This is a genomic window from Peptostreptococcaceae bacterium (genome assembly GCA_016649995.1).
Taxonomy (GTDB): Bacteria; Bacillota; Clostridia; order Peptostreptococcales; family BM714; genus BM714.
The window spans coordinates 1-14,198 of record JAENWJ010000041.1; the positions used below are offsets into that span (position 1 = coordinate 1).

At 41.5% G+C, this 14,198-nt stretch carries 11 protein-coding genes, 1 pseudogene and 1 other annotated feature; of the genes and pseudogenes, 11 read left to right on the forward strand and 1 reads right to left on the reverse strand.

Translation table 11 applies throughout. The features are described 5' to 3' along the window. Nucleotides 1–222: 222 nt before the first annotated feature. The 5 genes from JJE29_07130 (at nt 223) to JJE29_07150 (ending at nt 8,443) form a co-directional block, all read left to right on the forward strand. Nucleotides 223–510, forward strand: coding sequence for a hypothetical protein (locus JJE29_07130; GenBank protein ID MBK5252388.1), 288 nt, complete (start codon nt 223–225; stop codon nt 508–510). A gap of 414 nt (nt 511–924) precedes the next feature. Next, complete coding sequence (locus JJE29_07135) at nt 925–2,154, forward strand: mandelate racemase/muconate lactonizing enzyme family protein (protein MBK5252389.1); 1,230 nt, start codon at nt 925–927, stop codon at nt 2,152–2,154. A 74-nt stretch (nt 2,155–2,228) separates the two neighbouring features. Further along, on the forward strand, nt 2,229–3,905 hold the full coding sequence (gene ilvD, locus JJE29_07140) for a dihydroxy-acid dehydratase (GenBank protein MBK5252390.1): 1,677 nt from the start codon (nt 2,229–2,231) through the stop codon (nt 3,903–3,905). A 146-nt stretch (nt 3,906–4,051) separates the two neighbouring features. Beyond that, nucleotides 4,052–4,264 (forward strand) — a binding site (T-box leader). A gap of 83 nt (nt 4,265–4,347) precedes the next feature. Further along, the gene (locus JJE29_07145; GenBank protein MBK5252391.1) at nt 4,348–6,993 is read left to right on the forward strand and encodes a valine--tRNA ligase; all 2,646 of its coding nucleotides are present in this window, start codon (nt 4,348–4,350) and stop codon (nt 6,991–6,993) included. A 142-nt stretch (nt 6,994–7,135) separates the two neighbouring features. Continuing rightward, nucleotides 7,136–8,443: a bifunctional folylpolyglutamate synthase/dihydrofolate synthase gene (locus tag JJE29_07150; protein MBK5252392.1), complete on the forward strand. Its 1,308-nt coding sequence runs from the start codon at nt 7,136–7,138 to the stop codon at nt 8,441–8,443. Here the strand turns inward: JJE29_07150 and JJE29_07155 are convergent. Further along, complete coding sequence (locus JJE29_07155) at nt 8,433–8,960, reverse strand: DUF4364 family protein (protein MBK5252393.1); 528 nt, start codon at nt 8,958–8,960, stop codon at nt 8,433–8,435. The genes JJE29_07150 and JJE29_07155 overlap by 11 nt on opposite strands. Nucleotides 8,961–9,057: 97 nt before the next feature. Between JJE29_07155 and JJE29_07160 the strand changes: the two genes are divergently transcribed. The 6 genes and pseudogenes from JJE29_07160 to JJE29_07185 all read left to right on the forward strand — a co-directional run. Then, nucleotides 9,058–9,744, forward strand: coding sequence for an epoxyqueuosine reductase (locus JJE29_07160; GenBank protein ID MBK5252394.1), 687 nt, complete (start codon nt 9,058–9,060; stop codon nt 9,742–9,744). Beyond that, nucleotides 9,741–10,829, forward strand: a complete 1,089-nt coding sequence (locus tag JJE29_07165) for a polysaccharide deacetylase family protein (GenBank protein MBK5252395.1) — start codon at nt 9,741–9,743, stop codon at nt 10,827–10,829. Before JJE29_07160 ends, JJE29_07165 begins: the two co-directional genes overlap by 4 nt. A gap of 158 nt (nt 10,830–10,987) precedes the next feature. Next, a pseudogene (gene proC, locus JJE29_07170) lies at nt 10,988–11,793 on the forward strand (pyrroline-5-carboxylate reductase). Between the two features lie 28 nt (nt 11,794–11,821). Further along, nucleotides 11,822–13,306: a sodium-dependent transporter gene (locus tag JJE29_07175; GenBank protein MBK5252396.1), complete on the forward strand. Its 1,485-nt coding sequence runs from the start codon at nt 11,822–11,824 to the stop codon at nt 13,304–13,306. A 231-nt stretch (nt 13,307–13,537) separates the two neighbouring features. Beyond that, nucleotides 13,538–13,699: a hypothetical protein gene (locus tag JJE29_07180; protein MBK5252397.1), complete on the forward strand. Its 162-nt coding sequence runs from the start codon at nt 13,538–13,540 to the stop codon at nt 13,697–13,699. Between the two features lie 2 nt (nt 13,700–13,701). After that, a partial coding sequence (locus JJE29_07185) for a GAF domain-containing protein (GenBank protein ID MBK5252398.1) occupies nt 13,702–14,198 on the forward strand: 497 nt, incomplete at its 3' end.

Consider the following 14,198-nt stretch of genomic DNA (forward strand, 5'->3'; position numbering starts at 1 on the left):
CATTGTCAATATTTGTGATGAATCTATTTAAGATTCATTCACGCATTTTTTTATTCTTTGTTTGGAAGTTATTATTTGGGCGTAAATTTTCATTATCGATAGTCCCACAATAATTATCGTAAATTAATCAGTAGACACTAACTAGAATGGGCATTGATTTTGTGTTTTTAAAAGTTGATTATTGAAATGACTGGGAATTATTCAATTCTGGGGGTTATTCCAATGGCATATGTTGGATTTGACATAGTACCCCATGTTGCAGAGGAGTATGATTTTCCACCCAAAACGGCTTTTGGATTGATTAGTTTGGCTGTGAGTGACGGAGAAATATTATATATTTTGGTTGCGATTGCTATAGCAGCCGCGTTTCCGTGGGAAGTTTTTCTCTATGACAATTTAAATTGGGTTACGGGATCCGTTATGAGTGAATTGTTATGGAGTATGGGGGTGGTATTTTTAGTAATTGGAGTAACTATGGGAATGGTGACAGGAATGAAGCGGAAAATTTAATGGGTAGAAGTAGTATAAGTTACTTGATTGGAATACTTTTTTCTGTATTGTTCTTAGAATTGTTTGTTATACCTGGGATGCCTGCATTTATGGGAATGGAATCGTGGACGCTTTTCATTATTTGGACGTCTATCGGGTGTGTGTTCTATTTTTTTAAAGGACACGAGTACATGAAATTGCCGAAAGAGCAACTTGGCATTCTTATCCTAGGGACTAATTCGTAAGGGAATGATTTTTTGTCAACAGATAGTTACAGAAGCTTTTTACTTTCGGAATAAAGAGTGTGAATGCTTATATTCTATGAATCAGGTGGTATTATCAAAATAAGTGGACTTTAGATTACTCTTAATTACTATTTCACCATTAATATGCCACGAATATAGTTGTTTAAGCAGAGTATAAGGGAGGAATAAAATGAAGATTACATCGATTGAAACTGTTCAAATTCCTAAGTTTCCACGTCATATCTGGGTTATGGTTCATACCGATCAAGGAATTACAGGGATTGGTGAAGGATATGACAAACCTGAGTTAACAAAAGTTGCTATTCATAATTTTTGTTCCGAGATAATATTAGGACAAAATCCTCTTAATTCAGAGAAACTATGGAATATGATGTATGACAATGCAAATTATACTGGTTTTACAGGAGCTGAAATGCGCGCCATGGGTGCAATCGACATAGCTTTATGGGACATTAAAGGCAAAGTGGCTGGTATGCCGGTATACAATTTGCTAGGCGGGAAAAATTTTGACAATTTGAAAATTTACAATACCTGTGTGAGTTTTGGAGATATTAGAGACCGTGAAATGTTTTTAAGTGATGCAGGTACACTTGCGGAATCTCTACTAGAAGAGGGCATCAGTGCAATGAAGATTTGGCCAATGGATGCTCTTAGTGAAAAATACAATGGCCAGTATGTTAGCAGTGATGCAATTAGAAAAGGCTTGGAGCCATTCAGGAAAATCAGGGAAGCCGTAGGCGACAAAATGGAAATTGCATTCGAAGGACATTCAAGATGGAATATACCCATGGCTGCAAGAATTGCGGAAGAACTGGAACAGTACAGCCCAATATGGTTTGAAGACCCGATTTTAATTGATGACCCGAATAATTTGAAAAGGTTAAAGGACCGAATCAATTTGCCGATTTTGGCAAGCGAGAGACTATATACGAGATTTCAATTCAAATATTTGATGGAGCTAGATGCCTGCGATATAGTCATGTTTGATATAGGATATAGCGGAGGAATTACGGAATGCAAGAAAATTGCAGCTATGGCTGAAGCTTATCGTTTGCCTGTCTCGGTTCATAATTGTGGTAGCCCACTGATGACTAACGTATGCGCCAATCTTCTGATAAGTTGCCCGAATGCTACGTTAATGGAAACAATCAGGTCTCACTATAAAAAATTTGATATGTTTGATGAAGGCGTGGACATTAGAGACGGATTTATAAACGTAAACGAAAAGCCGGGCTTTGGAATGGAATTTAGGAAAGAAGTATTGAATGCCAAAGATACAGTCAGAGTAGTAACTAAATCCGTAAAGGGTGATCAAATGTTTGCAGTAACTGGAGATCCCTGGGCTCAATCTCCAGGAGATGAATTGGCCGGGAAAATAGAAGTTAAAGTGGAAGAATAGAATTGATTGTTTAGAAAGCGTTTAGCATATTCAATTTTTGGATACGTCAAAAACAAGAAAGGGTTTATGGAACTATGGAGCGGAGAAGTCAAAAGATATTGAAGAGACCGGAGTGGAGTATCAACAGAGCCTACTACAAGTCAATGGGCTATACGGATTCTGACTTGGAAAAACCAATCATAGGCATCGCAAATGCATGGAGTACTACGGTTCCGGGCCATTACAATCTTAGGGAAGTTTCGGAAGCTGTTAAAGATGGAATTAGAGCAGCTGGCGGCACACCTGTGGAATTTGGCGTTATAGGAGCTTGTGATGGAATTGCTGAAGGACACGAAGGCATGAGATACATTTTGCCTACGAGAGATATTATTGCAAGTAGCATAGAATTGATGGTGCAGGCGCAAAGATATGACGGGTTAGTATTGCTTGGCTCGTGCGATAAAATTGTTCCGGGAATGTTGATGGCTGCCGCCAGACTTGACCTGCCGGCTATATTGGTTAACGGTGGTCCCATGATGGGTGGTCCGGTGATAAAAGGAAGAAAATCCGATACGACTTCTATTATTGAAGGTGTTGGACAGCTTAAAATTGGAGGAATATCAGAAGAAGAATTAATTGAAATGGAAAATCAATGTGCACCGACGTGCGGTTCTTGCTCATTTTTGGGAACTGCGAACACCATGTGTTGCATTGCTGAAGCTCTTGGCATGTCTTTGACTGGGAGCGCGATGATTCCGGCAGTATATAAAGAAAGAATGAGGGTTGCGCAGAAGTCGGGCGAAGCCATAGTCAATCTTGTAAATAAAAATATTTGTGCAAGAGAGATAATAAACAAAGAATCAATAGAAAACGCTGTGAGATTGAATTCTGCAATAGGTGGTTCAACCAATTCGGCGCTTCACATACCGGCAATAGCATATGAGGCTAAAGTAGATTTCAACATGGACATGTTTGATAAACTGAGTAGAGGGACACCCTTGATAGCAAAAATGAATCCTGCGGCATCCCCGAATGTCATAGATTTTTATGAATCGGGAGGGGTGCCTGTTGTCATGAATGAATTGGCATCATTGTTGAACAAGGATGCCATGACAGTTACGGGGAAAACAATTTTTGAAAACATAAAAGGATTTACTTCTCCGAACAATGAAATAATAAAAACTTTTGATAAACCGCATTCCATAGTGGGAGGATTGGCAATACTAGAAGGGAATCTGGCTCCCAACACTGCAGTCACCAAACCTGCTGCAATCAAAGAGGATATGCTCAAATTTACCGGCCCGGCTAAGGTCTATAATTCAGAGGAAGAGGCGAATGTAGCTATCATGAACAATGAAGTGAAGCCTGGCGAAGTCGTCGTAATAAGATACGAAGGACCGAAGGGTGGACCTGGCATGCCTGAAATGTTTAAAGCGATGAAACTTTTGTATGGACTTGGATTGGCGGATAAAGTAGCCTTGGTGACGGATGGAAGATTTTCGGGAACGAATAATGGCACTTTTGTTGGTCATATATCACCCGAGGCGCAAGAAGGTGGCCCGATAGCTTTTGTTGAAAATGGAGATATTATTGAAATTGATATCCCTAACAGAAAATTGAATATGAAAGTGTCTGAAGAAGAATTGAAGATTAGAGCAGGTAAATGGAAAGCGCCGGAAGCTAGAATCAAAGAAGGATATTTATATTTGTATAGCAAATTGGCGGAATCGGCTGATAAAGGAGCAATAATAAAAACAAGAGCCGATGATTAGTATTTGACGAACAATGACATGGCATTAAGTATTATTGAACAAAAAATGAGCAGAGTATATGTGTTTTTGCTGCTGATAAAACTGTTCAAGAAAAGGAAGACTGCTTGACTGTTTGGTCTACTATGGCGTATAATTAAAAAAATCAACATTCGCCTGCGAAGAAGAGAAGTAGGTTGGCAATCATCAAGAGAGGGAGATTCATCGGCTGTAAGATTTCCCATGACAATACCAATTGAAGGTCGTTTCTGAGGCGTTTCCGTGAAAACAGTAGCGGAAACCGGCTCATCCCGTTATAGATTCAAAGTGCCGGTCCGTTAGGACCGGAATTAAGGTGGTACCGCGAACCCTTCGCCCTTATCAGGACGAAGGGTTTTTTGACTAAAAAAACATTTGGCGAAACCTGCGTCAATTGAAATTAAACGTTTTGAAAGGGAGATTTTCTATGGAAAAGAAGAATTTGGAAAAAAAATACGATCCTAAACAATTTGAAGATAGGCTTTACAAGCAGTGGGATGATGAAGGCAATTTCGGTGCTGAGCCAAATCCCGATAAGGAGCCATTCACAATTGTTTTGCCCCCGCCAAATATCACGGGGCAGTTGCACATGGGCCATGCACTAGACCAGACCATACAGGACATCTTGATTCGTTTCAAGCGCATGCAGGGCTTTGAAACCCTATGGCTTCCGGGAACGGATCATGCAAGCATAGCTACTGAGGTTAAGGTTGTCGAAAAGATAATGAAGGAAGAGGGAAAAAGCAAGGATGAAATAGGCCGTGATGAATTTCTCAAAAGGGCTTGGGAGTGGAAAGCAGAATACGGAGACCGAATAGTTGAGCAAATGAAGAAGCTGGGTTCGTCGTGTGACTGGACAAGAGAGCGGTTTACAATGGATGAGGGCTGCAATAAGGCCGTCACAGAGGTTTTCGTTAAGCTTTACGAGGAGGGGCATATCTACAGGGGAAACAGACTAATCAACTGGTGCCCGGACTGCAAGACATCTCTTTCGGATGCTGAGGTTGAGCATGAGGAGCATCAGGGCAACTTCTGGTATGTAAGATACCCCGTGAAGGATGGCGAAGGATTTATAGATATAGCAACAACTAGACCCGAAACAATACTGGGAGATACTGCCATAGCAGTCAACCCGAAGGATGAAAAATACAGGGACTTTGTAGGAAAAACCGTAATCGTTCCACTTATAGACAGGGAAATCCCGGTAATTGCGGATTCTTATGTAGACATGGATTTTGGAACCGGAGCCGTTAAAATAACACCGGCGCATGACCCGAATGACTTTGAGGTAGGCCAGAGGCATAATCTTGAGCAAATAAATGTAATGAATGAAGATGCATCGATGAACGAGAATGCAGGAAAGTACGAAGGCATGGATCGGTACGAGTGCAGAAAAGCGCTTGTTGCTGATCTTGACGAGGGAGGTTTCCTTGTTAAGACGGTTAACCATCAACATAATGTGGGTACCTGCTACAGATGCCATACGGTTGTCGAGCCTTTGGTTTCGGAGCAGTGGTTTGTCCAAATGGATGAGCTTGTAAAGCCCGTAATCAAGTCTGCAAACGAGAAGGATATCGAGATAGTTCCGGAAAAATTCAAGAAGGTTTACATGCACTGGCTTGAGAACATAAGAGACTGGTGCATATCAAGACAGCTCTGGTGGGGACATAGAATACCGGCATATTATTGCCAGGATTGCGGAGAGACAATAGTTGCATCCACTGCGCCTACGAAATGTCCTAAATGCGGAAGTACAGATATAGTTCAGGATGAGGATGTTCTGGACACATGGTTTTCCTCGGCGCTTTGGCCATTCTCGACACTGGGTTGGCCTGAAAAAACTGCTGACTTGGAATACTTCTACCCGACCGATGTATTAGTGACTGGCTACGATATAATTTTCTTCTGGGTAATACGAATGGCCTTTTCAGGATATGAGCAAATGAATGAGCGTCCGTTCAAATATGTTCTTGTGCATGGGCTTGTCAGAGACGACCAGGGACGGAAAATGAGCAAATCCCTAGGTAATGGAATTGACCCACTCGAGGTTATTGATCTCTATGGAGCCGATGCACTCCGGTTCATGTTGGCTTCTGGCAATTCGCCGGGAAACGACATCAGGTTCTACATGGAGAGAGTAGAAGCGAGCAGAAACTTTGCAAACAAGCTTTGGAACGCTTCAAGATTCGTGCTAATGAACATTGACGATGAATATGAAATTGATAGGACTAGCCTTTCAATGGCTGACGCTTGGATACTTTCGAGGACGGAAAAAGTCGGAGAAGAAGTTACTCAAAATCTGGAGCAATTTGAGCTTGGATTGGCTGCGCAGAAGATGTACGACTTCATATGGAACGAGTTCTGCGACTGGTACATCGAACTTGCCAAGTCGAGATTCTATGGTGAGGATGAAGCCGCTAAGAGACAGGCTCAGGCTGTAATACTGAAGGTGCTAAAGGATCTACTGAAGCTCCTGCATCCATTCATGCCATTCATAACAGAGGAAATATGGCAGCATCTCCCCGGCGTCAGTGGTAGCATAATGCTTTCTGCTTGGCCGGATAAGGCATCGGGATTTGCAGACGAGCCGGCCGAAAAGGGAATGGCTCTTGTAATAGGGGTAATAAAGAGTGTAAGGAACATAAGAGCGGAGATGAATGTTGTTCCATCAAAAAAAGTTCGAATTGTCCTTATTGCAGGTGATGATGAAAAAACCATTATAAGCGAAAATATGGACACTGTCCTTTCCCTTGCCAATGTGACAGAAGTTGAATTCACAGATTCTAAAGAGAACATAGCTTCCGATTCTGCCACTTCAATTATCGAAGGTATAGAGATTTTTATTCCTATGGATGAACTTGTGGATTATAAAAAGGAAATGGAAAGATTGACGAAGGAAAAAAGCAAGGTGGAGAAGGAACTCGATAGGGTTGCAAGCAAACTTGTGAACGAAGGATTCCTAAAAAAAGCTCCGGAAGCACTTGTTGAACAGGAAAGGAATAAAAAGGGAAAATTTCAGGAGATTTATGATAAAATAGAAGAGAGGATTGAAATTGTAAAAGGAAAGCTGTAGAAATACGAGATAGATAGCAGTGTCTTTTAAAACATTCAATCATTAAGCAATACAATAAGCCGGATTAAAATCCGGCTTATTGATGCTTTGGCATATTACTTGAGAAAAATAGAGAGATCTTATTTTGAAAGGAGGCGATAGTTTGAAATACAAGGAAGCGCTTGAATATATACACGGAACATACAGGTTTGGTATCAAACTGGGCTTGAACAACATAAGGATGCTTCTTGAAAAGCTGGGGAATCCGCAGGATGGATTGAGGATTATTCATGTTGCCGGCACAAATGGAAAGGGATCGACACGTGCTTTCATCAACTCGGTTCTTTCTGAGGCTGGCAACAATGTGGGACTGTATACATCTCCATATCTGGAGGTGTTTAATGAACGCATTCAGATAAACGGAAATCCAATCGAAGACGAAAGGCTTGCGGATCTGACGCAGCGGGTAAAGGAAAAAGTCGACATACTGGTTTCTGAAGGGAATATGCATCCCACGGAATTTGAAATCGTCACGGCTATTGCTTTTTGTTATTTTAAAGAGGAAAATGTCGACATTTTGATTTTGGAAGTGGGAATGGGAGGGCGTCTGGACGCCACGAATGTAATCAAAAATTCTCTTGTGTCGGTCATTGCCCCACTGGCATTGGATCATACGCAATACCTTGGGGAAACAATCGGTGAAATCGCAAGAGAAAAAGGCGGTATCATAAAGGAAAATGGATTTGTCATATCAGCGACGCAACCTATCGAGGCTGAAAAGGTTATTCAGGAAATTTGCAAAGAAAAGCATGCCAGACTTGAAACCGTAAAAACCTATAATTATCAAATCGTCAGACGCAGCCTGAAAACCTATGAATTCAAATCCATGATACTTAATATTTCCGGGAATTTAAAAATAGAACTCTTGGGAGAACATCAAATACGCAACTGCATTTTGGCGGTTCGAGTGTTGGAGTTTCTTGTTTCAAAACATGGAATCGAACTGGATTCGGAAGTGATTCTAAGGGGTTTGGAAAAAACGAGATGGCCTGGTCGATTGGAAGTAATTGCGGAGAATCCGTGCCTGATTATTGACGGCGCCCACAACAAACACGGAGCCATTGTCTTAAGCAATTTTATGGAATATCATTTCAATCCTAAAAAGCGGAGAGGCTTTAAAACGATAGGGGTAATAGGTGTTTTAGGAGACAAGGATGTCAGCGGAATAGTCGAGGAGACAGTACATTATTTTGATAGTATAATTGCAACAGAACCGGAAAATAAAAGAGCCATGAAAGTCGAAGACCTCAAGGCTTTGATCGAAATGAGTCACGATTCTGTTGAAGGAATCAAGAATTGGAAAGATGCCGTCGAGAAGGCTTTGACCGATGCGAATCCAGAAGACTGCATTGTTGTATATGGATCGCTGTACTTGATTGGGTATGTTAGATCATTCATTGCTAATCGGTAAGCATCTTGATTATTGTGCCATATACATCCGAGGATGTATTTTTCCATCGCTCGCAGATTTCTTTAGCCTGTTTGTTTGAAACTACGCTAAGCTTAAGATTTATCAGCGTAAGCTCGTTTTCCATTATACTTAAGTCCACAACATATTCGGAATCGCTAAGTTTTGAATGGCTGCAACCAACCCTAGTGCGCATGGCATGCTGCTTTCTGTAATTTGATACACCTTCGTTAATGAGCAGAATTAATCCATCGGGTAGACGGTTTTTGAAGTAATCAAGGGATTCGATTCCTTTTGTTGTTATAAGATAGATAAAATCGGATTCGCTTTTACTGTACTCAAGCATGCCTCCGTCGGCAAGTTCGACAAGGTACTGCTGAAGCGTGAAATAATCCATTAAATCCAATGAAACAACGAAATCGGTAATTTCTGCATTTGTTAGGGGGTAGTCCATTTTCATGAATAGATGCAATAATACAAGCTTGTTTTCGGCTTTGTCTTTTGGGTCTTTCGTAAACATATGTATCTCCTTTCTCTTGCTGCCGATAATAGTATAACATAATAATATAGACTGCGCGATTTCAAGCGGACGGTTTTAACTAAAAGGGTGAAGCTTAATGGAACAAGGGGAAATTTTAATTAAAAGAGCAAAAGAGGAGGGGGCCTCATTGGTTTCCTTCGGTTATGTAGGAGACGTTGTTCCTCCCAGGTATGGCGAAATGACACATGCTGTATCATTTGCGGTGCATCTTTCAGACAGGATAATAGATGACATAACGAATGGGCCGACGCATATGTATTTCCATCACTATAGGACGGTCAACAGGGTTATTGATGATATTGAATTCAAGATAGGCCATGAAATAGAGAAAAAAGGATATCGCTATTTTCCTGTTGCGGCGTCCCAGTCGCTTAACCTTAGTGATTCCTACTATGAAGGTTTTTTTTCACACAAGATGGCTGCTACTCGTTCGGGATTGGGATGGGTAGGCAAGAACGGTTTGCTTATAACACCTGAATTTGGACCGCGTGTGCGCCTTGGAACGGTATTGACGGACTGGCCATTGCCGGTTTCGGAGCCCGTTACGACATCTGGTTGCTTTTCATGCGATTTATGCGTTAAGGCTTGTCCGGCTGTGGCTTTGAGCGGAAAAAGTTGGGGGGTGGGCATGCCGAGATGCGAAATTGTAGACGCAAAGGCTTGTTCCGATCATATGTCGAAATATTACAAGTATATAGGAAGAGGATCAGTATGTGGAATATGTATTGCTGCGTGTCCCAAGGGAAGGATAGATAAAAAATGAAACATACAATAAAAAATGTTTTCTTAGTCGGATTGATTTTGACCATTGGGCTTTCGGGATGCGCAAACAGGGGAAATCCCGAAGCGGATATAGAGGCTGTGCTTGAAAAACCGGAAGAGACAGGTTTTGAGGAATTGATTGAACCCGAAGAAATGCAGCCGGTAGTGGAAGCTCTGAGCAATGCGGAACTGAAGGCAATGGGTGTAAACGAAATGGGCCGAATAATGATAGTTATGTATCACAGCCTTTCGGATGAGGAAAAGGATTATGTCAGATCGAGGGATAATTTCAGGGAGGATCTTGAAATACTATATGAAAAGGGCTACCGCCTGATTACGGTTGCCGACTACATTGACGGTAACATAGACATCGAGGCAGGTATGACACCGGTGGTGTTAACGTTCGATGATGGAACGCTTTCGAATTTCGGGATTATTGAAGAAAATGGCGAAAAAGTGGTGGATCCTGAATGTGCGGTAGGAATACTAAATTCTTTTGCTGAGGAGCATCCCGATTTTGGAAGAACGGCGGCCTTTTGCCTTTTCGGAACAAATTCTTTCGGGCAGTCTGAGTATCTCGACTACAAACTTAATTATCTTATTGAAAATGGTTTTGAGATAGAAAGCCACAGCTATGGACATGAAAATCTTTCCGAGCTTGATCCGGAGGGGATAATGAAGAGCTTGGGCAAAATGGACCGTATCATTGATGAAAAGGTTCAGGGATACACCATTCGAGCCTTGGCGCTTCCTTATGGAGGAAGACCGAAGGATGACGAAGGAAGGGCTGCTATAGCGAAAGGGCAATTTGAAGGGAACAGTTACGAAAATGAAGCTGTTTTTGCGGTTGGATGGCAGCCCGAACGTTCCCCAATAGATATAAAAACGGATTTTCAATATTTAAATAGGGTCCACGCTAGCAATGAAGAGTTCGGTATCAGGTACTGGATAGAGAATTTCGATAATCATCCGGAAAGAAGATATGTATCGGATGGAGATGCAGACACATTCACTATAAGCAGCGCTGATGCGGAATCTGTTTCATATGAAAAGATTGGAGATAGAGAAGTCAGAGTTCTTGAATAACCGCTTAAAACAAGTTGAGTTGACAAAATCATTTGACAATATTTTAACTAAAGAATAATATATTATTATAATTAGTTATAATGGCATTTGAATAGGATGGTATTTTAATGCCGAGTAGTTCACAGAGATGATTTGGAAATATATATGGAGGTGGGGAGTTGAACAAAGCAATTGGAATAATTGGATGCGGAAACATGGGTCGAGGCATTCTTGAAGGTGTATTAAAGAATGGCTTGGTAAAAGCGGATAAGATTTTTATTTATGATAAGGATTCCAATAAAACTAGCAACATGGCAGAAAAATTAGGAGTTCGCGTTCCGAAAACAGCTTAAAACTAATGAAAGATGCGGATGTTGTTATTCTGGCAGTCAAGCCGAATATTTACAAAGTGGTGCTCGAGGAAATAAGAGGAGCCGTTCGGAAAGACCAGATAATAGTAACAATTGCTGCAGGAATAAACCTTGCTTTTGTGGAAGGCATTTTAGGTGAAGACAAGCACATTGTAAGAACAATGCCCAACACACCGGCACTAGTAGGAGAGGGGATGACGGCAGTTGTCCCGGGCAAGGGTTCCAGAGAAGAAGATTTGAAAACCGTAGTGGAAATTTTCAGCGGAATAGGAAAGGTGGAGGTCGTGCCCGAGTATTTGATCGATGCGGTAATTGGGATAAGCGGTTCTGCTCCGGCCTATGTTTACATGTTCATTGAGGCTATGGCCGATGGAGCGGTTCTTGGGGGAATGCCTAGAGACAAGGCTTATCGGTTTGCATCTCAGGCTGTACTTGGTTCCGCTAAAATGGTCCTTGAAAGCGGAATGCATCCTGGAGAATTGAAAGACATGGTATGCTCGCCGGGAGGAACTACAATCGAGGCTGTTATTAGTCTTGAAAAAAACGGCTTCAGAGGCGTTGTCGTGGAAGCAGTTGAAGCTTGCATAAAGAAATCGAGGGATATGACGACATAAATGGACGACAATACTTGGGGGGAATTATATGAGTGACAATAAGGAGCAATGGGGAAGTAGATGGGGTTTCATCGCTGCGAGCATAGGTATGGCAATCGGAACAGGAAACATTTGGCGTTTTCCGAGAGTCGCGGCAGCGAATGGCGGTGGCCCCTTCTTGATTGCATGGACAGTGGCCTTGCTGGTTTGGTCAATACCGCTTTTGATAGGAGAAATGGTTATCGGAAGAAAGACTAGGCTGGGGGCTATAGGTGCATTTAGGGACTTTCTCGGCAAGAAATACACTTGGATGGGAACTTGGATTGTAATGGTTTGTCTATTGATTATGTTTTACTATTCAGTTATTATGGGATGGTGTTTTAAATATTTTACAATGTCTATGGCCGGTGTTTTCAAACCCGGGATGGATACGGTGGCTACGGAAGCCATTTGGAATACTTTTACAACAACTCCTTCACAGACGATTTTATATCACTTTTTATCCATGGCAATAGGAGGATTCATAGTATATAAAGGAGTTACAGGAGGAATAGAAAAAGCGGGCAAAATCATGATTCCGACTCTGTTTGGACTAATGCTTGTGGCATTTTTCAGAGTCATGACATTACCGGGCGCGTTTAAAGGATTGGAATATCTTTTTACCCCTCACATAGAGATGCTCGCGAACCCTAAAATATGGCTAGCTGCTTTTACACAATCGGCTTGGTCAACGGGAGCAGGTTGGGGATTCATAATTACATATGCGGTTTACACTAAAAAAAAGGAAGACGTGGCGGGAAACTGCATGATTATGGGGATTGGAAACAATGTGGGCGCTTTGGTGGCTGGAATGACAGTATTGCCGGCCATATTTGCATTGTCGCCGAACATGGAGTTTGCAAACGAAGCTTTGGCATCAGGCAACACAGGTATCACTTTCATATATTTGGCGCAGCTATTTACTCGCATGCCTGCCGGAAGATGGATTTCAGCAGTTTTCTTCCTTGCTATGGGAATTGCGGCGCTATCATCACTCTTGCCAATGATAGAGGTAGGGGTAAGGAGTTTCATGGATGCGGGATTCTCCCGTAAGAAAGCTACAAAAATCATTGTGACAATGGGATTCCTGCTTGGAGTTCCTTCGGCATATAGCCTGAACTTTTTAAATAACCAGGACTGGGTTCTTGGGGTGGCTTTACTTGTCAGCGGTTTATTTGTATCCTTCGCAATCACGAAATATGGAGCTGAGAAGATACGCAAGGAGGAAATAAATACTCCGTGGGCTGATTTCAAGATTGGAAAATGGTGGAGTGTTTGTATATCGATTTTCCCATTGCTCTTTGTTGTAATTTGCGGCTGGTGGGTATGGCAATCGATTACATGGTATCCGGGTTCATGGTGGAATCCATTGGAAATTTCTAGTACGGGTACGGTTATTGCTCAATTTATAGTTTACTTAGCATTTGGATTATTGACCAACAATTGGTTGGCCGGTAAGACAGACAAGGGTGAATTTACAAAGAAAATTTCATAGGAGGAAAATTATGTCAACAACCTCGATAATAATGATGGTTATAGTTTTGGGATTCTATGGAGGATCATTTGCAATTTTGATAAACAAGGCTTTTAATGCAAAACCATAGATGAATTTAAAAAGCGCCTGTGCGGATGTTTCCGCACAGGCGCTTTTTCGATGTTTTTCTTCTACGTTTTTTCATAATGGGTTATAATGAAATAAAGAAATGCAATGAAAGGGGTCCTTAAAATGAGATTTGACATTGATTTTCAGCAAATACTGATAATGATATTTTTCATTATCTTAATAACTATGCAAATCGCTTTGAACAAGATTATTGTTCTATTGAAGGGGATTGACAATAAATTGAAACGGATAACTGGTTCCGATCGAATCCATAGGGAAGGATAGACATGAAATTATCCCATATTTCTGAAAATGTGCAAAAAATATCAGAGGCAATATCAAGTGTACTTGGCGTAGATGTAACTATTTCTGACGAAACATTGACTAGGATTGCTGCTACCGGACTCTATGTTGGACAGCTGGGGGACAAGATAAGCAAAAATTCCATTTTTGGATATGCGCTTAAAAAAGGCAAGGACTATATAATAGATGATCCAAGAGTAAATCCGATATGCCAGTTTTGCGGAAGAAGGGATGAATGCAAGGAAGTTGCCGAAGTTTGCTCGCCAATACGCCACGAGGGGCGCATAATAGGGGTAATAGGCCTCATAGCGTTTGAGGAAAGCCAAAAGGAAAGGCTTCTTAGAGACAAGAAGGATTTGCTTGTGTTCCTTGAAAGGATGGGGGATCTGATATCGGCAAAGCTTTCGGATGCTGAGAAAAACGAAAAAATTGAGCTGTTGGTAAAAGAACTACAGGTGATTATTGATTCGTTCGACAAGGG